The following is a 21,979-nucleotide window of genomic DNA, read 5'->3' as shown; positions in this document are numbered from 1 at the left end:
GAAGCAGTTGAACACCTGGGTCAGTTTTCAGTCGGCAGAACAGCCTCTACTGGGTCAGTTTTCGGTCAGCGGCAACACTATGGCATGAAGCGGCTGGATGCCGGCCACTATGAGTTGACCATTCCGTATCGGAGCGACGATGAGCTGGACAAGAGCGTGCATGACCTGCTGACCGAGATCAGCCAGGAGGCCGACATGCGCAACTGTTTTGTCGAGATGGGCGCCTGGGAAGAAGACACCGAAAAGCGTTGGTAGGGCTTACGTTGGTTTTTGGTTCCATTGCTCCCCAAACCCCGGTAACCGTCATCTGCCGACTGGCTGCTTCTTTCGAGATCGGTGCAGCCTGTGCACCGTTGGCTGTGACAAACCCCAGGTCCTGCAGGGAGACGAGCGGCAGCGGGCGCGGTGTCATTTACAAGGCTGATTGCCTGTCGGCGGAAGCCTTTTGTGGCGCATAAAAAAACCGGCTTTTTTAGCCGGTTTTTTGACCTTCTGGAAAACCTATGCACATTTTTCAGAATTTTATGAAGTTAAGAAATATATAGTTAAATCATAGTCTTAACAGAAAAATTCGGCTTGTATTAGCAAAACGGCACACAGGTTATCCACAGAATTCAGACAGCCACTTGATCGCTGGCCACCGGGGCTTGTGGGGCGGGTGGAAGTGATCCCATTTCCCGTTGCATCTGCTCGTTCCAGGCCTGAACCCGATCGTTGAGCTCGGCAATGGCGCGCGGCCCGCTACCCTCGGCATGCATCGGCTTGCCGATGATCACGGTAATGACACCTTGCTTCTTCGCCCAGCCGGTTTTTGGCCAGAACTTGCCGGCGTTGTGGGCAATGGGCAGCACCGGAAGTGCGGCATTGACCGCCAGTGCGGTACCGCCGCGAGAGAACTTCCCGATGGTGCCGTAAGGGACCCGTGTTCCTTCAGGAAAGATCAGCACCCAGACGCCATCCTTGAGCAACTCATCGCCCCTCTTTGCGACTTGCTTGAGTGCGGCTTTCGGGTTGTCACGGTCGATTGCAATCGGTCGCAACATGGCCATGGCCCAGCCGAAAAAAGGGACATACAGCAACGAGCGCTTGAGCACCTGGCTCAACGGCTCGAAGTAGGCCGAGAGAAAGAATGTTTCCCAAGTGCTCTGATGGTTCGATTGAATCACGCAGGGCTGGTCGGGCACGTTCTCGGCGCCTTTCACTTCGTAACGGATACCCAGGAAGACCTTGCTCAGCCACAAGGCGCAGCGGCACCAGTAAACGTTGATGAAGCGATAACGCGCCTTGAATGGCAAAAACGGCGCGACAAAAAAGCTCAGGCTGCACCACAGCAACGAACTGGTGCCCAGCAGCAGGTAAAAGAGGAAGGTTCTGATGGCCTGCAATATCGACATGGTGACGTTTACCGTTGCGGGAACTGCCCGTCCTATATAAAGCGCACTTCCCTTTCATCCCTGGTCAGGACCAATTGAAGCGCACACTTACTCAAGGGCATGTGTGGATAAGTTCTGCGGCTATCGCCGCCAGATCGTCAAAAATCAATGTGCCTACCGGAAGGGTCTTGCCCAAAGTCTTCACGCCTTTTCCGGTCTTTACCAAAACTGGCTGAGAATCGACGGCTTTGGCAGCTTCCAGGTCACCGAGACTATCGCCGACGAACCATAGATTAGTCAGCGATACGTTGTAATGTGCGGCGATGTTTTTCAACATCCCGGGTTTTGGCTTGCGGCAATCACAGCCATCGTCGGGCCCGTGTGGGCAGTAGACGATCAGGCCGACTTCACCGCCCTGCTCCGCCACCAGCGAGCGCAAGCGCTCGTGCATGGCGTCCAGGGTGGCAATGTCGTAATAGCCGCGAGCGATGCCGGACTGGTTGGTAGCAACCGCTACCGTCCAGCCGGCCTTGCTCAACTGCGCGATGGCTTCGATCGACCCGGGGAGCGGTATCCACTCCTCCACTGACTTGATGTAAGCGTCGGAGTCGTAGTTGATCACCCCGTCCCGATCGAGTATCAGCAGTTTCAAACAGTCTTACCCCAGCAACGAAATATCGGCGACGCCGAGGAACAGCCCACGCAGACGCGCCAGCAACGCATAACGGTTGGCGCGAACTTTCGCGTCTTCCGCGTTGACCATCACGGCTTCGAAGAACGCATCCACCGGCTCGCGCAAGGCGGCCAGGCGTGCCAGCGATTCGCTGTACTGACGCGCTGCGGCCATAGGCTGAACCGCCTGGTCTGCCTGCTGGATCGCCGAGTAGAGGGAGAACTCGTTGGCATTGTCGAAGTACTTGGCTTCCACGACGGTTGGCACGGAGCCTTCCACCTTGCTCAGCAGATTCGAAACGCGTTTGTTCACGGCAGCGAGGGCAGCGGCTTCCGGCAACTTGCGGAAGGCCTCTACCGCTTGTACGCGCTGGTCGAAGTCCAGGGCCGAACCCGGCTTCAGGGCACGCACCGACAGGTAGGTCGTGACGTCGACGCCTTCGTCCTCGTAACGGGCACGCAGACGGTCGAAGATGAACTCCAGCACCGCGTCGTTCAGGCCGGCAGCCTTGACCTTGGCACCGAAGGCATTCACGGCGAAGGCCACGGCGTCGTTCAGGTCGAGGTCGAGTTTCTTGTCGATCAGAATGCGCAACACACCCAATGCGGCACGGCGCAAGGCGTACGGATCTTTACTGCCGGTAGGCAGCATGCCGATGCCGAAAATACCGACCAGGGTATCCAGCTTGTCAGCGATGGCCACGGCCGCGCCGGTCAGGGTAGTCGGCAGCTCGGCGCCGGCACCGCGCGGCATGTATTGCTCGTTCAGTGCCAGTGCAACGTCTTCGGGCTCGCCATCGTTGAGGGCGTAGTAGTAGCCGGCGACACCTTGCATCTCCGGGAACTCGCCGACCATTTCGGTCGCCAGGTCGCACTTGGACAGCAGGCCGGCGCGAGTCGCCCACGCGGCGTTGCCGCCGATGCGCTGAGCGATGAACGCGGCCAGTTTGGAAACGCGTTCGGCCTTGTCATAGACGCTGCCGAGTTTTTCCTGGAACACCACGTTTTGCAGGCGCAGGTTGAAGTCTTCGAGTTTCTGCTTCTTGTCTTGCTTGAAGAAGAACTCGGCGTCGGTCAGGCGTGGACGAACCACTTTCTCGTTACCGGCGATGATCTGCTGCGGGTCTTTGCTCTCGATGTTGGCCACGGTGATGAAACGTGGCAGCAACTTGCCGTCGGCATCCAGCAGGCAGAAATACTTCTGGTTGTCCTGCATGGTGGTGATCAGGGCTTCTTGCGGTACGTCGAGGAAACGCTCTTCGAACGAGCACACCAGCGGCACCGGCCATTCGACCAGTGCAGTCACTTCGTCGAGCAGGTCCGGCGGCACGATCGCCGTGCCTTCCTGACGGGTGGCCAGCTCTTCGGTGCGCTTGCTGATGATGTCGCGACGCTCGTTGGCGTCAGCCAATACATAAGCGGCACGCAGGTCAGCCAGGTAGCTGGACGGCGAACCGATGCGCACGCTTTCCGGATGGTGGAAGCGGTGACCACGGGAATCGCGGCCGGCCTTCTGGGCGAGGATGGTGCAGTCGATGACCTGGTCACCGAGCAGCATGACCAGCCATTGGGTCGGGCGAACGAATTCTTCCTTGCGAGCACCCCAGCGCATGCGCTTGGGAATCGGCAGGTCGTTCAGCGAATCTTCAACGATGGTCGGCAGCAGGCTCGCGGTCGGCTTGCCGGCGATGTTTTGGCTGTAGCGCAGTTTCGGGCCGCTCTGATCGATTTCGCTCAGGTCGACGCCGCACTTCTTGGCAAAGCCCAGTGCCGCTTGGGTCGGATTGCCCTCGGCATCGAACGCGGCCTGACGTGGCGGGCCATCGAGGTTGATGCTGCGATCGGGCTGCTGGGTGGCCAGCGAGGTGATCAGCACCGCCAGGCGACGTGGCGCGGCATAAACGGTTTTGGTCTCGTAGTTCAGGCCGGCCGCTTGCAGGCCCTTGTCGATGCCGGCCAGAAACGCTTCGGCCAGGGTGTTCAGGGCTTTGGGTGGCAGTTCTTCAGTGCCCAATTCAACCAGAAAATCCAGAGCACTCATTGTGCAGCCTCCAGCTTGGCCAGTACTTCATCACGCAGGTCCGGGGTTGCCATCGGGAAGCCCAGCTTGGCGCGAGCCAGCAGGTAGGCTTGCGCAACGGAACGCGCCAGGGTGCGCACACGCAAAATGTATTGCTGACGCGCGGTCACCGAGATTGCCCGGCGCGCATCCAGCAGGTTGAAGGTATGGGACGCCTTCAACACCATTTCGTAGCTCGGCAACGGCAACGGCTGGTCGAGTTCGATCAGGCGCTTGGCTTCGCTTTCATAGAAATCGAACAGCTCGAACAGCTTCTCGACGTTGGCGTGTTCGAAGTTGTAGGTCGACTGCTCCACTTCGTTCTGGTGGAACACGTCGCCGTAAGTCACTTTGCCGAACGGACCGTCAGCCCAGACCAGGTCGTAGACCGAGTCCACACCTTGCAGGTACATGGCCAGACGTTCGAGGCCGTAAGTGATCTCGCCCGTCACCGGGTAGCACTCGATGCCGCCCGCCTGCTGGAAGTAAGTGAACTGCGTCACTTCCATGCCGTTGAGCCAGACTTCCCAGCCCAGACCCCAGGCACCGAGGGTTGGCGATTCCCAGTTGTCTTCGACGAAGCGGATGTCGTGCACCAATGGGTCCAGGCCCACGTGCTTGAGGGAGCCCAGGTACAGCTCCTGGAAATTGTCCGGGTTCGGCTTCAGGACTACCTGGAACTGGTAGTAGTGCTGCAGACGGTTCGGGTTTTCGCCATAGCGGCCGTCAGTCGGGCGACGGCTTGGCTGCACATAGGCGGCGTTCCAGGTTTCCGGGCCAATGGCGCGCAGGAATGTTGCGGTGTGGAAAGTGCCGGCGCCTACTTCCATATCGTAGGGCTGAAGTACCACACAACCTTGCTCGGCCCAGTATTGCTGGAGGGCGAGGATCAAGTCTTGGAAGGTACGCACGGCTGGCGTAGGCTGGCTCACGAATTCACCTGTTTCTTGGGCTGCGATTTAAAGAGCGGGAGTATACCCGATTCATTGCTGCGCACGCCCCCTGGAGCCTTATGCCACGCTGCTTTTGGTGTTCCGAAGATCCGCTGTACATGGCTTATCACGATCAGGAGTGGGGCACGCCGCTACGCGATGCGCAGGGATTGTTCGAGTTGCTTTTGCTCGAAGGGTTCCAGGCCGGGCTTTCCTGGATCACCGTTTTGCGCAAACGCGAGCACTATCGCCGGGTGATGTACGGCTTTGACGTGCAGCGCGTGGCGCAGATGAGCGACGCTGAAATCGATGATTTGATGCTCGATCCGGGCATCATCCGCAATCGTCTCAAACTCAACGCGGCCCGGCGCAATGCCCAGGCCTGGCTGGCGCTGGAAGACCCTGTCGAGTTTCTCTGGTCGTTCGTCGGCGGTGTTCCGAAGGTCAATCATTTCAAGGATCGCACCGAAGTCCCGGCCATCACCCCCGAAGCGGTGGCGATGAGCAAAGGCCTGAAAAAGGCGGGGTTCACCTTCGTTGGCCCGACCATTTGCTACGCCCTGATGCAGGCTTCGGGCATGGTCATGGATCACACCCGAGATTGCGACCGCTACGCGCTGCTGGCGAACGGCGGTTAGAATAGCCGCCTCGCGCACAGCACAAGATCAGGAGTGACCTGTGGATAAGTTTAAAGGCGCCTTGCTGGTAGGCGCTCTGCGGCTGTTTGCCCTGCTCCCGTGGCGGGCGGTGCAGGCTGTCGGCTCGGCGATTGGCTGGGTGATGTGGAAAACCCCTAACCGTTCCCGCGACGTGGTGCGGATCAACCTGTCCAAATGCTTTCCGGAGATGGACCCCGCCGAACGTGAGCGTCTGGTCGGCCAGAGTCTGAAAGACATCGGCAAGTCACTGACCGAAAGCGCCTGCGCCTGGATCTGGCCGGCCCAGCGCTCCATCGACCTGGTGCGTGAAGTCGAGGGGCTCGACGTTCTGAAGGATGCACTCGCCTCCGGCAAGGGCGTGGTCGGCATCACCAGCCACCTGGGCAACTGGGAAGTGCTCAACCACTTTTATTGCAGCCAGTGCAAACCGATCATTTTCTACCGTCCGCCCAAATTGAAGGCGGTGGATGAATTGTTGCGCAAGCAGCGGGTACAACTGGGCAACAAAGTGGCCGCTTCCACCAAGGAAGGCATTCTCAGCGTCATCAAGGAAGTGCGCAAAGGTGGTGCAGTGGGCATTCCCGCCGACCCGGAACCGGCCGAATCCGCCGGGATCTTCGTGCCGTTCTTCGCCACTCAGGCACTGACCAGCAAATTCGTACCGAACATGCTCGCGGGCGGCAAAGCGGTCGGCGTGTTCCTGCACGCCCTGCGCCTGCCAGACGGATCAGGCTATAAAGTGATCCTCGAAGCCGCGCCAGAGGCCATGTACAGCACTGACACCGAAGAATCCTGTGCCGCCATGAGCAAGGTGGTCGAGCGTTATGTGCGGGCGTATCCAAGCCAGTACATGTGGAGCATGAAGCGCTTCAAGAAGCGTCCGCCCGGCGAAGAGCGCTGGTATTGAAACAATTGGCACAGTCTGTGGATAACTTGTAGGAGCGAGCCTGCTCGCGATGGACCTGAGGGCACCACGGGGAATCAGACTTCCCGCGTCATCGTTCACGAGCATCGTCGGAGCGCCGCCCGGAGCAGGCTCGCTCCAACAAGTTATCCACAGTACGTTCATAAGGGCGCTGTAGATGTCCGAACACCGCAAATCATTTCGCATCAAGATCAGTCATGACAGCTTCGGCGAATGCCTGGGCCAGACGCGCAATCTGTCGGCCACGGGTGTCTACGTCAAACATCCGGCCTTGTCGGCTCTACCCAGGGGCGCGGTGGTTTACGGACAGGTGCAGGGCTTGCCCGCCGGCGCGCCGCGTGTGCGCATGGAAGTGGTGCAAGTGGATGCCGAAGGCATTGATTTGCGTTATCTCTGATCAGTGCGCCTGCCGATCGAGCTTTTTCAGGAATACCGTCATTTCCTTCTCGGCCTGTTTGTCGCCATGGGCTTTGGCGGCCTCCAGGCCTTGCTCCCAGGCCTGTCTTGCGGCGGGATAGTTCTCCAGGGCCTGATGAGCCTTGCCCAATAGCTTCCACGCGGCCGAATACTTCGGATCAATCTCGACGCAACGCTGGAAATGCTCCACAGCCTTGGCGTTCTCCCCCAGATCCAGGTAGCCCTTGCCCAGGCCGAAGCGCAGCAATGAGTTATCCACACCCTTGGCGAGCATCTTTTCCAGGGATTCGATCATCAGTGAATTCCTTGTTGAGATTATTCAGGGATATCCATGCGTTCTGTGGATCGCATTCGCGGGCTTGCCCGCGAAGAGGCCAGTCAGGCCACTGCAGAATGCCGATCAGAAGAAACTGAGTCCCACATGAAACAGCTTCTCCACATCCCGAATATGCTTTTTATCCACAAGGAACAGAATCACGTGGTCGCCAGTTTCGATCACCGTGTCGTCGTGGGCAATGATCACTTCTTCGTCGCGGATGATCGCGCCGATGGTCGTGCCCGGCGGCAGGCCGATGTTCTCGATGGCTTTGCCGATGACCTTGCTCGATTTCGCATCACCGTGGGCAATGGCCTCGATGGCTTCCGCCGCGCCCCGGCGCAGTGAGTGCACGCTGACGATATCGCCGCGGCGCACGTGGGCCAGCAAGGTGCCGATGGTCGCCAGTTGCGGACTGATGGCGATGTCGATGTCGCCGCCCTGAATCAGGTCGACATAGGCCGGGTTGTTGATGATGGTCATCACCTTCTTCGCACCCAGGCGTTTGGCCAGCAGCGACGACATGATGTTGGCTTCGTCGTCGTTGGTCAGGGCCAGGAAGATGTCCGCATCGGCGATGTTTTCTTCTATCAACAAGTCGCGGTCGGAGGCACTGCCCTGCAGCACGACGGTGCTGTCGAGGGTGTCCGAGAGATGGCGGCAGCGTGCCGGGTTCATCTCGATGATTTTCACCTGGTAACGGCTTTCGATGGCTTCGGCCAATCGCTCACCGATCTGCCCGCCGCCGGCGATGACGATGCGCTTGTAGGTTTCGTCGAGACGGCGCATTTCACTCATCACCGCGCGAATGTTCGCTTTGGCGGCGATGAAAAACACTTCGTCGTCCGCTTCGATCACCGTATCGCCCTGGGGCAGGATCGGCCGGTCACGACGGAAAATGGCCGCCACGCGGGTTTCGACATTCGGCATGTGCTCGCGCAACTGCCGCAATTGCTGACCCACCAGCGGTCCGCCGTAGTAGGCCCGCACCGCAACCAGTTGCGCCTTGCCCTCGGCGAAGTCGATCACCTGCAATGCACCCGGATGCTGGATCAGGCGTTTGATGTAATTGGTGACCACTTGTTCCGGGCTGATCAGCACGTCCACCGGAATCGCTTCGTTATCGAACAGTTCAGAGCGCGTGAGGTACGCCGCTTCGCGCACGCGGGCGATTTTGGTGGGAGTGTGGAACAGGGTGTGGGCCACCTGGCAAGCGACCATGTTGGTCTCGTCACTGTTGGTCACGGCCACCAGCATGTCGGCGTCGTCTGCTCCAGCCTGGCGCAGTACTGTCGGCAGGGAGCCGCGACCCTGCACCGTGCGGATGTCCAGGCGGTCGCCGAGATCGCGCAGGCGCTCGCTGTCGGTGTCGACCACCGTGATGTCGTTGGCCTCGCTGGCCAAATGCTCCGCCAGCGAACCGCCGACTTGCCCTGCACCGAGGATGATGATTTTCATCCAGTCACTCCATTGAATCCGTTAACCGCGCGCGGCGGCGATCTTGATCAGCTTGGCGTAATAGAAGCCATCGTGGCCGCCTTCTTGTGCGAGCAATTGGCGACCGTGGGGTTGCTTGATCCCGGCCGCCGTCGCGAGGTCCAGTTCTCGGGCGCCCGGTGTGCGGGCAAGGAAGGCTCCGATGACTTCAGTGTTCTCGGTCGGCAGTGTGGAGCAGGTGGCGTAGAGCAAAATGCCGCCGACCTCCAGGGTTTTCCACAGGGCATCCAGTAGTTCGCCTTGCAGCAGTGCCAGTGCGGCGATGTCATCGGGCTGGCGGGTGAGCTTGATGTCCGGGTGACGGCGAATCACGCCGGTGGCCGAGCACGGCGCGTCCAGCAGGATGCGCTGGAACGGCTTGCCGTCCCACCAGGCGGCGGTGTCGCGACCGTCGGCGGCGATCAGCTCGGCGCTCAAGCCCAGGCGTTCGAGGTTTTCACGCACGCGTACCAGGCGTTTGGCTTCCAGATCCACGGCCACCACGCCTGCCAATGCCGGCTCGGCTTCGAGGATGTGGCAGGTTTTGCCCCCCGGTGCGCAGCAGGCGTCCAGCACCCGTTGGCCGGGCGCCAGGTCAAGCAGATCGGCGGCCAGTTGCGCCGCTTCATCCTGCACGCTGATCCAGCCTTCGGCGAACCCGGGCAGGCTGCGCACGTCGGTGGCGGCGTCGAGGATGATGCCATCGCGGCTGTAAAGGCATGCACGGGCGGCGATACCGGCCTCGCTCAGCAAGCCGAGGTAGGCATCGCGGGTGTGATGGCGTCGATTGACGCGCAGGATCATCGGCGGGTGAGCATTGTTCGCCGCGCAAATGGCTTCCCATTGTTGCGGCCAGAACGCTTTCAGGGATTTTTGCAGCCAGCGCGGATGAGCGGTACGCACTACCGGGTCGTGTTCCAGCTCCGCCAGCAGCGCTTCGCTCTCCCGTTGGGCGCGGCGCAGCACGGCGTTGAGCAAGGCTTTGGCCCAGGGCTTTTTCAGCTTGTCAGCGCAACCGACGGTTTCTCCGATGGCGGCGTGGGCCGGCACGCGGGTATAGAGCAACTGGTAGAGGCCGACCAGCAACAAGGCTTCAACATCGGCGTCCGCTGCCTTGAAAGGCTTCTGCAACAGTTTGGCCGCCAGCGCCGACAATCGCGGCTGCCAGCGTGCGGTGCCGAACGCCAGGTCCTGGGTAAAACCGCGATCGCGATCTTCGACCTTGTCCATTTGCGTAGGCAGCGAACTGTTGAGAGAGGCTTTTCCGCTGAGAACAGCAGCCAGTGCCTTGGCGGCGGCCAGACGCGGGTTCATTGAGCGTCCGCCGTTTGACCGAGGACGGTGCCCACCGCGAATTTCTCACGACGGCTGTTGAACAAGTCGCTGAAGTTCAGCGCTTTGCCGCCGGGCAATTGCAGGCGGGTCAGGCACAGCGCCTGCTCACCACAGGCGACGATCAGCCCGTCCTTGCTGGCGCCGAGGATTTCACCGGGTGTGCCCTTTCCTTGCGTGAGGCTCGCGGCCAACACTTTCAGCGCTTCGCCGTTCAATGTGCTGTGGGTGATCGGCCATGGGTTGAAAGCTCGGACCAGGCGCTCCAGCTCAATCGCCGGGCGGGTCCAGTCGATACGGGCTTCGTCCTTGTTCAGCTTGTGCGCATAGGTGGCCAGGCTGTCGTCCTGCACTTCGCCTTCCAGCGTGCCGGCAGATAGGCCGGCAATGGCTTGAATCACCGCAGGCGGGCCCATTTCGGCCAGGCGATCGTGCAGGCTGCCGCCAGTGTCTTCGGCGCTGATCGGTGTGATGACCTTGAGCAGCATCGGCCCGGTGTCGAGTCCCGCTTCCATGCGCATCACGGTCACGCCGCTCTCGGCGTCGCCCGCTTGCACGGCGCGCTGGATCGGCGCCGCACCGCGCCAGCGCGGCAGCAGCGAGGCATGGCTATTGATGCAGCCCAGGCGCGGAATATCCAGCACCACCTGCGGCAGGATCAGACCGTAGGCGACCACCACCATCAAGTCCGGTTTCAGTGCCGCCAGTTCAGCCTGGGCGTCTTCGTTGCGCAGTGTTGGCGGTTGCAGCACCGGGAGGTTGTGTTCCAGAGCAAGCTGCTTGACCGGGCTCGGCATCAGCTTCTGGCCACGACCTGCCGGGCGATCCGGTTGGGTGTAGACCGCAACGATCTCATAAGGGCTGTTCAACAGGGCCTTGAGGTGTTCAGCGGCGAATTCCGGGGTGCCGGCAAAGACGATGCGCAGTGGCTCAGTCATGAAGGGCTCTCTATTGCAAAGTATCTTGAAAAGAAAAAGGCTTGCCGCAGCAAGCCTTTGAAGGAGGGCATCAAGCGTTCTGGCGGTGTAGCTTTTCCAGCTTCTTCTTGATCCGGTCGCGTTTGAGCGTCGACAGGTAATCGACGAACAATTTGCCGTTCAGGTGGTCGCATTCGTGTTGGATGCACACCGCGAGCAGATCTTCGGCGATCAGTTCGTAAGGTTGGCCGTCGCGGTCCAAAGCCTTGACCTTGACCCGTTGTGGGCGATCGACGTTTTCGTAGAAACCCGGCACCGACAGGCAGCCTTCCTGATACTGACCCATGTCGTCGGTCAGGGGCTCGAGCTCCGGGTTGATGAACACACGCGGTTCGGTGCGGTCTTCAGAGAGGTCCATCACGACGATACGTTTGTGCACGTTGACCTGGGTCGCGGCGAGGCCGATGCCTGGTGCTTCATACATTGTTTCAAACATGTCATCGACCAACTGACGCACTTCGTCGTCCACTACGGCCACTGGTTTGGCGATAGTGCGCAGGCGCGGATCAGGGAATTCGAGGATGTTTAAAATGGCCATAAGCTTGATGACTGCACGTGTGAAGTAAGGTCGGATCGATGGCCTGGCGAGTCCGAAGATGCAGGCTATCTATGTAAAACGTAGCTCCCTTCTATTCATAAGCAAGCCGGGAGCGAGCCACTGACGGCTCTGGCGTTTCACGCGAACGCACATAATAAAGGGATTCACCGCATGAGGAAATCACTACTCGCCTTGCTCCTTCTGGCCTCGGCAGGCTGGGCGCATGGGCAAGTGCAACTCAGGGAAGGTTTTCCACAGCAATACACAGTGGTCCCAGGGGACACGCTCTGGGACATCTCGGCAAAATTCCTTCGTGAGCCGTGGCAGTGGCCCGAGCTCTGGCAGGCCAATCCGCGGATCGAAAACCCCGACCTCATTTATCCCGGCGACTCGCTGTCGCTCGTCTACGTCAATGGCCAGCCACGGTTGACCCTCGATCGCGGTGCGTCCCGAGGCACCTTCAAGCTCTCGCCACGGGTGCGCAGCAGCCCGGTGGCGGAAGCCATCCCGAGCATTCCCCTGAGGTCGATCAAAAGCTTTCTGCTGAGCAATCGCATCGTCGACAAGGTCGAGGATTTCGACAAGGCGCCCTACATCGTGGCCGGGGACGCCGAACGGGTGCTCAGCGGCGTTGGCGATCGCATCTTCGCTCGCGGCCAATTCGACCCGGCACAGCCGGTCTACGGCATCTTCCGTCAGGGCAAAACCTACACCGATCCACAGACCCAGGCATTTCTGGGGATCAACGCGGATGACATCGGCAGCGGCGAAATCCTCGCCACCGAAGGCGACGTCGCCACGCTGGCGCTGCAGCGCACGACTCAGGAGGTGCGCCTCGGCGACCGCTTGTTCGGCGGTGAAGAACGCTCGATCAACACGACCTTCATGCCCAGTGCGCCGAAAAAAGAAATCAACGGCTTGATCATCGATGTCCCGCGCGGCGTCACTCAGGTGGGCGCGCTCGACGTGGTCACCCTGAACAAGGGCCACCGCGACGGTTTGGCCGAAGGCAATGTCCTGGAGGTGATGAAGACCGGCGAAACCGTGCGCGACCGGATCACCGGCCAGCCGCTGAAAATTCCCGATGAGCGCGCCGGACTGCTGATGGTTTTCCGCACCTACGACAAGCTGAGCTACGGGCTGGTACTCAACGCATCGCGCTCGCTGGCGGTGATGGACAAGGTACGAAATCCGTAAGCGTGCTTCACAAGTTACCAACAGAGTTATCCACAGCTTATTCCCGTTTGTACGGATGCTCATAACGATCAAGGATGATCCATGTCGATGCTTGCCACTGCACCGGTTTCCCCTGCGGAACTGGAAGCTCGTTTACGTCTGCACCGTCTACCTGAACTGGGTCCGGCGCGTTTCAAGAAACTGCTGGAGGCGTTCGGTTCGGCGTCCAAAGCCATCAGCGCACCCGCCAGTGCCTGGCGTGCGCTGGGTTTGCCGCTGGCCTGTTCCGAGGCCCGGCGCTGCGCTGAAATTCGCGATGGCGCCAGTCATGCTTTGGCCTGGCTAGAGCGTCCGGGCCAGCATTTACTGATGTGGGACCAGCCTGACTACCCTTCACTGCTGGCGCAGATCAGCGACGCGCCGCCGCTGTTATTCGTCGCCGGCGACCCCGGCATTCTGGAAAAACCGCAGTTGGCGATGGTCGGCAGTCGTCGTGCGTCACGACCGGGCATGGACACCGCCGCAGCGTTTTCCCGCAGCCTGGCCGGCGCCGGATTTGTCATTACCAGCGGTCTGGCCCTGGGCATCGACGCGGCCGCTCATCAGGCGGCGTTGGACATTGGCGGGCAAACGGTCGGCGTGCTTGGCACGGGCCTTGAAAAGTTTTATCCACAGCGCAATCGACGACTGGCCGACGCGATGATTGCCACCGGTAGCGCCGTGCTTTCGGAGTTCCCGCTGGATGCCGGTCCGAGCGCCAGCAACTTCCCGCGACGCAACCGGATCATCAGCGGTTTGTCCCTCGGCGTGCTGGTGGTGGAGGCCAGTGTGGCCAGCGGTTCGTTGATTACCGCGAGGCTCGCGGCGGAACAGGGGCGTGAGGTGTATGCGATTCCCGGGTCGATCCATCACCCCGGCGCCCGCGGTTGCCATCAACTGATCCGCGACGGTGCCGTGCTGGTGGAAACCGTCGAGCACATCCTCGAAGCCCTGCGTGGCTGGCAGCAGCTGCCGTTTTCCACAGAAGTGTCTGCGACGGCTGCGCCTCATCCGTTGCTGACCCTGCTTCACGCCGCGCCCCTCTCCAGTGAAGCACTGGCCGATGCGTGCGGCTGGCCCTTGCCCAAAGTGTTGGGGGAATTGACGGAATTGGAGATGGAGGGCCGTGCAGTCTGCGAAAACGGCCGCTGGTTTGCACGAGTGAGCTAGGTTTTATAAACAAGATCGGTAAACTGCGCAGAGCCTTATTCTGGAGTGTTTTTCATGGTCAACAGTTGGCGTGTGCAACAAGCCGCGCAAGCAATTCGCGCCGGGGCGGTGATTGCCTACCCAACCGAAGCAGTCTGGGGTCTGGGTTGCGACCCGTGGGACGAAGAGGCCGTGGAGCGGCTGTTGCTGCTCAAGGGCCGGTCTGTGGATAAGGGCCTGATTCTGGTCGCCGACAACATCCGTCAGTTCGACTTCCTCTTCGAAGACTTCCCAGAGCTGTGGATGGACCGCATGGCCAGCACCTGGCCGGGGCCGAACACCTGGCTGGTGCCGCATCAGAACATGTTGCCGCAGTGGATTACCGGGGTGCATGAAACCGTGGCCCTGCGGGTCAGCGATCACCCACTGGTGCGGGACTTGTGCTCACTGGTCGGGCCGCTGGTATCGACGTCCGCCAACCCTCAGGGCCGGCCGGCGGCGCGCACGCGGATTCGCGTGGAGCAGTATTTCCGTGGACAGCTTGATCTGGTGTTGGGCGGGAATCTGGGTGGGCGCAAGAATCCGAGTGTGATTCGCGATCTGGCGACCGGACAGGTTATGCGCGCGGGTTGACGTTCGCGTCATCGTTCGCTGGCAAACCAGCTCCCACAGTGATTTCGGGTGTCCACAGTATTTGTATTCACCACCGAAACCTGTGGGTGCTGGCTTGCCAGCGATGAGGCCCTGCCAGTCGCTGAAAATCTTAAGGCAACAGAACAACCGACCCGGTCGTGCGTCGCGCCGACAACTCGGTCTGTGCCTTCGCCGCTTCAGCCAGTGGATAACGCTGGCTGATATCGACCGTCAGCTTGCCGCTGATGATCATCTCGAACAGTTCGTCGGCCATTCGCTGCAGGTTCTCGGCGTTGTTGGCGTAGGTCGCCAGCGTCGGGCGGGTCACGTACAGCGAACCCTTCGCCGCCAGAATCCCCAGGTTCACCCCGTCCACCGCACCGGACGCATTGCCGAAACTCACCACCAGACCCCGGGGCGCCACGCTGTCGAGCGAAGTCAGCCAGGTGTCCTTGCCGACGCCGTCGTACACCACCGGGACCTTTTTGCCGTCAGTCAATTCCAGTACGCGCTGTGCGACGTTTTCATGGCTGTAGTCGATGGTCGCCCAGGCGCCATTGGCCTTGGCCAGTGCGGCTTTCTGCGCTGAACTCACGGTGCCGATCAACTTCACGCCCAGTGCCTTGGCCCATTGGCACGCCAGGGAACCCACGCCACCGGCCGCAGCGTGGAACAGGATGGTTTCGCCGCCCTTGAGTTCGTAGGTCTGACGCAGCAGGTATTGCACGGTCAGGCCTTTGAGCATGACCCCGGCGGCTTGTTCGAAGCTGATGGCGTCCGGCAGATGCACCAGGTTGGCTTCGGGCAATACATGCACGTCACTGTAGGCGCCCAACGGACCGCTGCCATAGGCCACGCGATCACCGACCTTGAATCGGGTGACTTCGCTACCGACCGCCTCGACCACGCCCGCCCCTTCGGCACCCACGCCCGATGGCAGGGACGGCGGCGAATAGAGGCCGCTGCGGTAATAGGTATCGATGAAGTTCAGGCCGATGGCCTTGTTGCTCACCCGAACTTGCTGCGGGCCGGGCTCGGCGGGTTGGTAATCCACATACTCGAGCACTTCGGGGCCACCGTGGGCACGGAACTGAATACGCTTTGCCATCTGCACTCTCCTGAGATCGTTTCTACCAAAGCGTCCTATCGGACTCCTAAGCTTGATCTTCGTCAACTGCGACGAGCGCATCGGCGGTGGTATGCTACGCGCCCTTTTGCGCCGGCTGAGCTCCAATGGAGCGCCGTGTAGCTTTGCCCGATCCAAGGTGATGCCATGACTACCCGCACCGAGGCCGTAAAAGCCTACCTGCTCGACCTGCAAGACCGCATTTGCGCTGCCCTGGAAGCCGAAGACGGCGGCACGCGCTTCGTCGAAGACGCCTGGAACCGGCCTGCCGGTGGAGGCGGACGTACGCGGGTGATCGAAAACGGCGCAGTCATCGAAAAGGGCGGCGTCAATTTTTCCCACGTTTTCGGCAGCGGTCTGCCCCCGTCCGCCAGTGCCCATCGGCCAGAACTGGCCGGGCGCGGGTTCGAAGCCCTGGGCGTGTCCCTGGTGATCCACCCGCACAACCCGCACGTACCGACCTCCCACGCCAACGTGCGGTTTTTCATCGCCGAAAAAGAAGGCGAAGAGCCGGTCTGGTGGTTTGGTGGTGGCTTCGACCTGACCCCTTACTACGGTAATGAAGAAGACTGCGTGCACTGGCACCGCATCGCCGAGCAAGCCTGCGCGCCGTTCGGTCCGGAGGTCTATTCACGCTACAAGGCCTGGTGCGACAGCTACTTCCACATCAAGCATCGCCACGAGCCACGGGGCATCGGCGGCTTGTTTTTCGATGACCTGAACGAGTGGGACTTCGACACCAGTTTCGCCTTCATGCGCGCCATCGGCGACGCCTATATCGAGGCTTATCTGCCGATCGTGCAACGGCGCAAGAACGACGCGTTCACCGCCAAACAGCGAGAGTTCCAGGAGTTCCGCCGCGGGCGTTACGTCGAGTTCAACCTGGTTTACGACCGTGGCACCTTGTTCGGCCTGCAATCGGGCGGGCGTACCGAGTCGATCCTCATGTCCCTGCCGCCGCAAGTGCGCTGGGGTTATGACTGGAAAGCTGAACCGGGCAGCGAAGAAGCACGCCTGACTGAATACTTCCTGCAAGACCGCGATTGGTTGGCCAAGGCCTGAACGAGGAATCCTGATGGACCGTTACGTCGTATTCGGCAACCCGATTGGTCACAGCAAGTCGCCATTGATCCATCGCCTGTTTGCCGAGCAGACCGGGCAGAAACTCGACTACAGCGCCTCGCTGGCGCCGCTCGACGATTTTTCCGGCTGTGCCCGGGCGTTTTTCCTCGAGGGTCGTGGGGCCAATGTCACAGTGCCGTTCAAGGAAGAAGCCTACCTACTGGCCGACAGCCTGACGGCGCGGGCACGACGGGCCGGGGCGGTGAATACCCTGAGTAAACTGGCCGATGGCAGTCTGCTGGGCGATAACACCGACGGTGCCGGCCTCGTGCGCGACCTGACGGTCAACGCCGGGTTCAGCCTCAAGGACAAACGCATCCTGCTGCTCGGTGCTGGCGGCGCGGTGCGTGGTGCATTGGAGCCTTTGTTGGCGGAGCAACCGGCGTCGGTGATCATCGCCAACCGTACGGTGGACAAGGCCGAGTTGCTGGCGGAGCTGTTCTGCGACCTGGGCCCGGTATCGGCCAGCGGTTTTGACTGGTTGCAGGAATCGGTGGACCTGATCATCAACGCGACGTCCGCCAGCCTTTCGGGCGAAGTCCCGCCGATTGCCAGCAGCCTGATCGAGCCGGGCAAAACGGTGTGCTACGACATGATGTACGGCAAGGAACCGACCTCCTTCTGCCGCTGGGCCAGCGAACACGGTGCAGCGGTGGCGATGGATGGCTTGGGCATGCTCGCCGAACAAGCGGCGGAGGCTTTTTTCCTGTGGCGCGGTGTGCGCCCGGATACGGCGCCGGTGCTGGCCGAGCTGCGTCGGCAGTTGGCCCTCTAGGCCTTTGTGGCGAGGGAGCAAGCCCCCTCGCCACAAAGTCCGTTTTTATCAATGGCCGATGCGTTTCAATCTTCAAACCGAATCGGGCATTTCTCCGCCCCTTCGAGCTTCCTCAATTCCTCCACCACCTGCGGTCGCGCCTGTCGTAGCGTGAGGCTGCGATTCTGGCGCAGCAATCGCCGCGCTTCCTGGTGCAGCATTTCCACGCCCGAATAGTCGATGAAGTTGATCTGCTGCGCCTCGATCACTACCCGCGCGCCGTGCATCCGTTGCAAACGCACCTGCAAGTAATGGCTGGCGCCGAAGAAGATTGAGCCGCCGACCCGCAGAATGTCCTCATCACCCTCGCGTATATGCTGAACCCGCGGTTGCGAGGTGCGCTTGAGGTAGAAGAACAGCGAGGCCAGCACGCCGGCATAGATCGCCGTCTGCAATTCCAGGAGCAAGGTCGCGACGCAGGTCAGCGCCATCACCACGAACTCGGCACGGCTGACCCGCAGCAAGGCGCGAATGCCACGATGGTCGATCAAGCCCCAGGCGATCAACAGGATGCTGCCGGCCATGGCCGGGATCGGGATGTGCGCGATCAGGCTGGCGCCGAAGATCGCGAACAGCGCCACCCACAACGCCGAAAAAACTCCCGCCAACGGCGAACAAGCACCCGCGTCATAGCTCAGGCCTGAGCGGGTGAACGAACCGGCTGACAGCGATCCGGAGAAAAAGGCCCCGACAATGTTCGACAAGCCTTGGGCGCGTACTTCCTGATTGGCATCGAGCAACTGCTGTGAACGGGTGGACAGCGAGCGGGCGATCGACAGGCTGGTCACCAACCCGAGCATGCCCACGGCCACGGCACTGGGCAGCAGGCGCAAGATCAGGTCGAGGTCCAGCGGCAACGGGCTGAACGGCGGTAACTTTCCGGTGAAGGCGCTGACCCGTTGCACATGACCGAACATCGCGGGCCAGAGCCAGACCAGCAGCGCGCCCAGCATCAGGGTGATCAACAGGGTCGGCCAGCGCGGTAGCAACAGTTTCAGGATCGCGCCGACCACGACGGTGGCCAGGCCCAGCACGAGCGACGGTTTGTCCACCTTGTCGAGATGCCTGAACAAATTGATGAAGCTGTCCAGGGCAGTGGCTTGGCTCGGCAAGTCCAGTCCCAACAGGTTAGGCAATTGGCCGACGGCGATCACCACGGCTGCACCCAGCGTGAAGCCCAGCACCACCGAGTGCGATACGAAATTCACCAATGCGCCGAACCGCAACAAACCCAGCAGCCATTGGAAAATCCCGGCCAGGAATGTCAGCAGCAGGATCAAAGTGACGTAGTCCTGCGTCGCGGGGACGGCCAGAGGACTGACGCTGGCGTACAGGACAATGGAGATGGCCGCCGTTGGACCGCAGATCAAATGCCACGACGAACCCCACAGACAGGCAATCAGCACCGGGATGATCGCCGCGTACAGACCGTATTCCGGTGGCAGGCCGGCAATCAGCGCGTAGGCAATGGATTGTGGCAACGCGAGAATCGCGCCACTGAGGCCGACAATCAGATCGCGACCAACGCTGGCGCGGGTTTGCCGGGGTAACCAGGTGAGGAACGGAAAGAGTGAGTGGCGGCTGGGAAGGGCCATGGGTCCTCTCGGTTGGGGGTTTTCGCAAGGGTAGCAGGGCGACAAAAATTATGTGGCGAGGGAGCTTGCTATGGCGAGAGGGCTTGCCCCCTCGCCACACAGGTATTGTCAGAGCTTGGCTTTCACCGCCGACAAGGCGTCCTTGCCATCCACGGTCTTCACGCCATCAAGCCACTGGTCCAGCACCGCCGGGTTGGCCTTGATCCACGCCTTGGCCGCGTCGGCATTGCTGACTTTCTTGTTTACCACCTCGGCCATGATGCTGTTTTCCATCTCCTGGGTGAAACTCAGGTTGGTCAGCAGCTTGCCAACGTTCGGACAGGCCTGTGCATAACCTTTGCGGGTCAGGGTGTGGACGCTGCCCGTGTCGCCAAAGTATTGCTCGCCACCCTTGAGGTAATGCATTTTCAACTGCACGTTCATCGGGTGCGGGGTCCAGCCGAGGAAGGTCACGAACTTCTGTTTTTTCACGGCGCGAGACACTTCGGCGAGCATGGCCTGTTCGCTGGATTCGACCAGTTTCCACTGACCCATGTCGAAGTCGTTCTTCTTGATGATTTCCTGCAACGAGGCGTTCGCTGGCGCGCCGGAGCCGATGCCGTAGATCTTCTTGTCGAACTTGTCGGCGAACTTGTTCAGGTCGGCAAAGTTATGCACACCCGCATCCCACACGTAGTCCGGGACGGCGAGGGTGAATTCGGTGCCGTCGAGGTTCTTCGCCAGTTGCGTGACATCGCCGGTGGCGACGAATTTGTCGTAGAAGCCCTGCTGCGCCGGCATCCAGTTACCCAGAAACACATCGACCTGGCCATCCTTGAGACCGCCATAGGTGATCGGCACCGCGAGGGTGTCGACCTTGGCCTTGTAGCCCATGCCGTCCAGCAGAAACCCGGTGATGGCGTTAGTCGCGGCGATGTCGCTCCAGCCGGGATCGGCCATTTTCACCGTCTCGCAGCTCTGGTCGGCAAATGCCGAAGCGCTGCCCAGCGCCAGGAGCCCGACCGTCAGTACTGTGGATAACCTTTGCATGGACTTCCCCTCAACATTATTGGTTTTGGCAGGGTTGTGGATAACGTGCTTTACGCTCCAGATCATCGAGGTCGATGTGGTTGCGCATGTACTGCTGACTGGCGTCCACCAGCGGCTGGTGATCCCAGCTCTTCAGCTTGCCGATGGTCAGCGCATCGGCGACGAAACGCCGGCGTCGCTGGCTCGCGAGCACCTGTTGGTGGATCGCGGGAATGTCCCAGCGGGCCCGCGCTTCGGCGAGAAAATCGTCGAACAGCTGGCGATGTTGCGGCGACTGGCTGAGTTCTTCCAATTCGTGCGGGTCATTGTGCACATCGAAGAGCAGGCAAGGGTCGTCTTCGCTGTAGATGAATTTGTAGGCGCCGCGGCGAATCATCATCAACGGGCTGATGGTGCCTTCGGCCATGTATTCGCCGAACACTTCGTCGTGACCGCCCTGCCCTTGCAGGTGCGGAACCAGTGAGCGGCCATCCAGCGGCAAACCCGGTTCCAGCGAACCGCCCGCCAGTTCGACGAAGGTCGGCAGCAGGTCGGCAGTGGACACCGAGGCGCTGACCCGACCGGCGCCGAATTGCCCCGGGGCACTTATCAACAGGGGCACGCGAGCCGCCATTTCAAACCAGTGCATTTTGTACCAGAGGCCCCGCTCGCCGAGCATGTCACCGTGGTCGCCGGAGAACACGATGATGGTGTCATCGATAAGCCCGGTTTCTTCGAGTGTTTGCAGGAGTTTGCCGACGTTACTGTCTATATAGCTGCACGCACCGAAATAGGCGCGGCGGGCGTCACGGATCTTATCCACAGGCAGCGGCTTGTTCCACAGGTCGTAGACCTTGAGCAAACGTTGCGAATGCGGGTCGAGTTCGTGTTGATCCGGCGTCACAGGCAACGGGATATCGGCATCGTCGTACAGATCCCAAAAGGCTTTTGGAATGGTGTACGGATCATGGGGGTGAGTCATCGAAACGGTCAGGCAGAACGGCTGGTCGCCCTCTTCGCGGATGTGATCAAACAGATACTGCTGGGCCTTGAACACCACTTCTTCGTCGAAATCGAGTTGATTGGTGCGCACGCAGGGGCCGGCTTGCAGCACCGAAGACATGTTGTGATACCAGGACGGGCGCACGTCTGGCTCATCCCAGTTCACCGCCCAGCCGTAGTCCGCCGGATAGATATCGCTGGTCAGACGTTCTTCATAGCCGTGCAATTGGTCCGGGCCGCAGAAATGCATCTTGCCCGACAGCGCAGTGCGGTAGCCGAGGCGACGCAGGTAGTGGGCATAGGTCGGTACATCGGCCGGGAAATCCGCCGCGTTGTCGTAGGCGCCGATTTTGCTCGGCAACTGGCCGCTGACCAGGGTAAAGCGCGATGGCGCGCACAGAGGGCTGTTGCAGTAAGCGGCGTCGAATACCACGCCTTGGGCGGCGAGGCGACTGAGATGAGGCAGTTTGATCGGCGAAGGACCGTAGAACGGCAACATTGGCGCGGCCATCTGATCGGCCATGATGAAAAGAATGTTCTTGCGCTTCATGTGATCGCGGCATTCCATAGTGGATGTTTATGCGAGAGTGCTGCGATCGAGCATGTAACCCATGCACATTGCGGTAAAGCCCCTGCACG

21 protein-coding genes and 2 pseudogenes are annotated in these 21,979 nt (G+C 60.7%); 10 read left to right on the top strand and 13 right to left on the bottom strand.

Going from position 1 to position 21,979, the window contains the following annotated elements; genetic code table 11:
* A pseudogene (locus AC1Q6D_RS29440) lies at nucleotides 1-255 on the top strand (transposase); the annotation flags it as partial.
* Nucleotides 256-292: 37 nt separating this feature from the next.
* A pseudogene (locus tag AC1Q6D_RS29435) lies at nucleotides 293-424 on the top strand (peptide ABC transporter ATP-binding protein); the annotation flags it as partial.
* Between the two features lie 190 nt (nucleotides 425-614).
* Here the strand turns inward: AC1Q6D_RS29435 and AC1Q6D_RS29430 are convergent.
* The 4 genes from AC1Q6D_RS29430 to glyQ form a co-directional block, all read right to left on the bottom strand.
* Nucleotides 615-1,394 carry a lysophospholipid acyltransferase family protein gene (locus AC1Q6D_RS29430; RefSeq protein WP_047535679.1) on the bottom strand — a complete coding sequence of 260 codons (780 nt, stop codon included), beginning with the start codon at nucleotides 1,392-1,394 and terminating at the stop codon, nucleotides 615-617.
* A gap of 91 nt (nucleotides 1,395-1,485) precedes the next feature.
* Nucleotides 1,486-2,025: a D-glycero-beta-D-manno-heptose 1,7-bisphosphate 7-phosphatase gene (gmhB, locus tag AC1Q6D_RS29425; protein ID WP_047535681.1), complete on the bottom strand. Its 540-nt coding sequence runs from the start codon at nucleotides 2,023-2,025 to the stop codon at nucleotides 1,486-1,488.
* 6 nt (nucleotides 2,026-2,031) lie between these two features.
* Nucleotides 2,032-4,086, bottom strand: coding sequence for a glycine--tRNA ligase subunit beta (gene glyS, locus AC1Q6D_RS29420; protein WP_103406831.1), 2,055 nt, complete (start codon nucleotides 4,084-4,086; stop codon nucleotides 2,032-2,034).
* Nucleotides 4,083-5,036, bottom strand: a complete 954-nt coding sequence (glyQ, locus tag AC1Q6D_RS29415; RefSeq protein ID WP_003213601.1) for a glycine--tRNA ligase subunit alpha — start codon at nucleotides 5,034-5,036, stop codon at nucleotides 4,083-4,085. The genes glyS and glyQ overlap by 4 nt, the downstream gene beginning before the upstream one ends.
* Before the next feature lie 80 nt (nucleotides 5,037-5,116).
* Between glyQ and tag the strand changes: the two genes are divergently transcribed.
* The 3 genes from tag to AC1Q6D_RS29400 all read left to right on the top strand — a co-directional run bounded on the left by tag (nucleotide 5,117) and on the right by AC1Q6D_RS29400 (nucleotide 7,017).
* The gene (gene tag / locus AC1Q6D_RS29410; protein WP_103406832.1) at nucleotides 5,117-5,674 is read left to right on the top strand and encodes a DNA-3-methyladenine glycosylase I; all 558 of its coding nucleotides are present in this window, start codon (nucleotides 5,117-5,119) and stop codon (nucleotides 5,672-5,674) included.
* A gap of 40 nt (nucleotides 5,675-5,714) precedes the next feature.
* A complete protein-coding gene (locus AC1Q6D_RS29405; protein WP_047535688.1) occupies nucleotides 5,715-6,602 on the top strand; it encodes a lysophospholipid acyltransferase in 888 nt (295 codons plus the stop codon).
* A gap of 175 nt (nucleotides 6,603-6,777) precedes the next feature.
* A complete protein-coding gene (locus AC1Q6D_RS29400; protein WP_103406833.1) occupies nucleotides 6,778-7,017 on the top strand; it encodes a PilZ domain-containing protein in 240 nt (79 codons plus the stop codon).
* On the opposite strand, the gene AC1Q6D_RS29395 is transcribed toward AC1Q6D_RS29400, so the two are convergent.
* From AC1Q6D_RS29395 to def, 5 genes are all read right to left on the bottom strand, one after another.
* The gene (locus tag AC1Q6D_RS29395) at nucleotides 7,018-7,335 is read right to left on the bottom strand and encodes a tetratricopeptide repeat protein (protein ID WP_161793959.1); all 318 of its coding nucleotides are present in this window, start codon (nucleotides 7,333-7,335) and stop codon (nucleotides 7,018-7,020) included. It abuts the gene before it with no gap.
* Nucleotides 7,336-7,437: 102 nt separating this feature from the next.
* The gene (gene trkA, locus AC1Q6D_RS29390; RefSeq protein ID WP_047535697.1) at nucleotides 7,438-8,811 is read right to left on the bottom strand and encodes a Trk system potassium transporter TrkA; all 1,374 of its coding nucleotides are present in this window, start codon (nucleotides 8,809-8,811) and stop codon (nucleotides 7,438-7,440) included.
* Nucleotides 8,812-8,832: 21 nt separating this feature from the next.
* Nucleotides 8,833-10,143 (bottom strand): 16S rRNA (cytosine(967)-C(5))-methyltransferase RsmB, encoded by a 1,311-nt coding sequence (gene rsmB, locus AC1Q6D_RS29385; protein ID WP_103406834.1) that lies wholly within the window; start codon nucleotides 10,141-10,143, stop codon nucleotides 8,833-8,835.
* Nucleotides 10,140-11,099, bottom strand: a complete 960-nt coding sequence (gene fmt / locus AC1Q6D_RS29380; RefSeq protein WP_103406835.1) for a methionyl-tRNA formyltransferase — start codon at nucleotides 11,097-11,099, stop codon at nucleotides 10,140-10,142. Before fmt ends, rsmB begins: the two co-directional genes overlap by 4 nt.
* Nucleotides 11,100-11,169: 70 nt before the next feature.
* Nucleotides 11,170-11,676 (bottom strand): peptide deformylase, encoded by a 507-nt coding sequence (def, locus tag AC1Q6D_RS29375; protein ID WP_034149418.1) that lies wholly within the window; start codon nucleotides 11,674-11,676, stop codon nucleotides 11,170-11,172.
* Nucleotides 11,677-11,847: 171 nt separating this feature from the next.
* On the opposite strand from def, the gene AC1Q6D_RS29370 reads away from it, so the two are divergent.
* The 3 genes from AC1Q6D_RS29370 to tsaC all read left to right on the top strand — a co-directional run bounded on the left by AC1Q6D_RS29370 (nucleotide 11,848) and on the right by tsaC (nucleotide 14,673).
* Complete coding sequence (locus AC1Q6D_RS29370; RefSeq protein ID WP_103406836.1) at nucleotides 11,848-12,873, top strand: LysM peptidoglycan-binding domain-containing protein; 1,026 nt, start codon at nucleotides 11,848-11,850, stop codon at nucleotides 12,871-12,873.
* A gap of 81 nt (nucleotides 12,874-12,954) precedes the next feature.
* On the top strand, nucleotides 12,955-14,061 hold the full coding sequence (gene dprA / locus AC1Q6D_RS29365; protein ID WP_103406837.1) for a DNA-processing protein DprA: 1,107 nt from the start codon (nucleotides 12,955-12,957) through the stop codon (nucleotides 14,059-14,061).
* Nucleotides 14,062-14,115: 54 nt separating this feature from the next.
* Entirely contained in the window at nucleotides 14,116-14,673 is a 558-nt protein-coding gene (gene tsaC / locus AC1Q6D_RS29360; RefSeq protein WP_047535709.1) for an L-threonylcarbamoyladenylate synthase type 1 TsaC, read from the top strand.
* 130 nt (nucleotides 14,674-14,803) lie between these two features.
* On the opposite strand, the gene AC1Q6D_RS29355 is transcribed toward tsaC, so the two are convergent.
* Complete coding sequence (locus tag AC1Q6D_RS29355; protein ID WP_103405344.1) at nucleotides 14,804-15,781, bottom strand: NADPH:quinone reductase; 978 nt, start codon at nucleotides 15,779-15,781, stop codon at nucleotides 14,804-14,806.
* Between the two features lie 165 nt (nucleotides 15,782-15,946).
* Between AC1Q6D_RS29355 and hemF the strand changes: the two genes are divergently transcribed.
* Together hemF and aroE are read left to right on the top strand one after the other, a co-directional pair.
* Nucleotides 15,947-16,861, top strand: a complete 915-nt coding sequence (hemF, locus tag AC1Q6D_RS29350; protein WP_047535713.1) for an oxygen-dependent coproporphyrinogen oxidase — start codon at nucleotides 15,947-15,949, stop codon at nucleotides 16,859-16,861.
* 13 nt (nucleotides 16,862-16,874) lie between these two features.
* Complete coding sequence (gene aroE, locus AC1Q6D_RS29345; RefSeq protein ID WP_103405345.1) at nucleotides 16,875-17,696, top strand: shikimate dehydrogenase; 822 nt, start codon at nucleotides 16,875-16,877, stop codon at nucleotides 17,694-17,696.
* A gap of 65 nt (nucleotides 17,697-17,761) precedes the next feature.
* On the opposite strand, the gene AC1Q6D_RS29340 is transcribed toward aroE, so the two are convergent.
* The 3 genes from AC1Q6D_RS29340 to betC form a co-directional block, all read right to left on the bottom strand.
* A complete protein-coding gene (locus tag AC1Q6D_RS29340; protein WP_103405346.1) occupies nucleotides 17,762-19,330 on the bottom strand; it encodes a SulP family inorganic anion transporter in 1,569 nt (522 codons plus the stop codon).
* Between the two features lie 108 nt (nucleotides 19,331-19,438).
* A complete protein-coding gene (gene choX, locus AC1Q6D_RS29335; protein WP_103405347.1) occupies nucleotides 19,439-20,359 on the bottom strand; it encodes a choline ABC transporter substrate-binding protein in 921 nt (306 codons plus the stop codon).
* A gap of 16 nt (nucleotides 20,360-20,375) precedes the next feature.
* Nucleotides 20,376-21,890 carry a choline-sulfatase gene (betC, locus tag AC1Q6D_RS29330; RefSeq protein ID WP_103405348.1) on the bottom strand — a complete coding sequence of 505 codons (1,515 nt, stop codon included), beginning with the start codon at nucleotides 21,888-21,890 and terminating at the stop codon, nucleotides 20,376-20,378.
* Nucleotides 21,891-21,979: the final 89 nt, after the last annotated feature.

Source organism: Pseudomonas sp. MT92 (assembly GCF_058792515.1).
Note: the sequence above shows the minus strand (reverse complement) of the source record. Positions and strands in the feature narration are given on the sequence as shown.

Bases quoted from the DNA above. Each gene is read 5' to 3' on its own strand.
- AC1Q6D_RS29430 (WP_047535679.1), bottom strand. From the start codon at position 1,394: ATGTCGATATTGCAGGCCATCAGAACCTTCCTCTTTTACCTGCTGCTG.
- glyS (WP_103406831.1), bottom strand. From the start codon at position 4,086: ATGAGTGCTCTGGATTTTCTGGTTGAATTGGGCACTGAAGAACTGCCA.
- tag (WP_103406832.1), top strand. From the start codon at position 5,117: ATGCCACGCTGCTTTTGGTGTTCCGAAGATCCGCTGTACATGGCTTAT.
- AC1Q6D_RS29400 (WP_103406833.1), top strand. From the start codon at position 6,778: ATGTCCGAACACCGCAAATCATTTCGCATCAAGATCAGTCATGACAGC.
- trkA (WP_047535697.1), bottom strand. From the start codon at position 8,811: ATGAAAATCATCATCCTCGGTGCAGGGCAAGTCGGCGGTTCGCTGGCG.
- rsmB (WP_103406834.1), bottom strand. From the start codon at position 10,143: ATGAACCCGCGTCTGGCCGCCGCCAAGGCACTGGCTGCTGTTCTCAGC.
- fmt (WP_103406835.1), bottom strand. From the start codon at position 11,099: ATGACTGAGCCACTGCGCATCGTCTTTGCCGGCACCCCGGAATTCGCC.
- def (WP_034149418.1), bottom strand. From the start codon at position 11,676: ATGGCCATTTTAAACATCCTCGAATTCCCTGATCCGCGCCTGCGCACT.
- AC1Q6D_RS29370 (WP_103406836.1), top strand. From the start codon at position 11,848: ATGAGGAAATCACTACTCGCCTTGCTCCTTCTGGCCTCGGCAGGCTGG.
- dprA (WP_103406837.1), top strand. From the start codon at position 12,955: ATGTCGATGCTTGCCACTGCACCGGTTTCCCCTGCGGAACTGGAAGCT.
- tsaC (WP_047535709.1), top strand. From the start codon at position 14,116: ATGGTCAACAGTTGGCGTGTGCAACAAGCCGCGCAAGCAATTCGCGCC.
- AC1Q6D_RS29355 (WP_103405344.1), bottom strand. From the start codon at position 15,781: ATGGCAAAGCGTATTCAGTTCCGTGCCCACGGTGGCCCCGAAGTGCTC.
- hemF (WP_047535713.1), top strand. From the start codon at position 15,947: ATGACTACCCGCACCGAGGCCGTAAAAGCCTACCTGCTCGACCTGCAA.
- aroE (WP_103405345.1), top strand. From the start codon at position 16,875: ATGGACCGTTACGTCGTATTCGGCAACCCGATTGGTCACAGCAAGTCG.
- AC1Q6D_RS29340 (WP_103405346.1), bottom strand. From the start codon at position 19,330: ATGGCCCTTCCCAGCCGCCACTCACTCTTTCCGTTCCTCACCTGGTTA.
- choX (WP_103405347.1), bottom strand. From the start codon at position 20,359: ATGCAAAGGTTATCCACAGTACTGACGGTCGGGCTCCTGGCGCTGGGC.
- betC (WP_103405348.1), bottom strand. From the start codon at position 21,890: ATGAAGCGCAAGAACATTCTTTTCATCATGGCCGATCAGATGGCCGCG.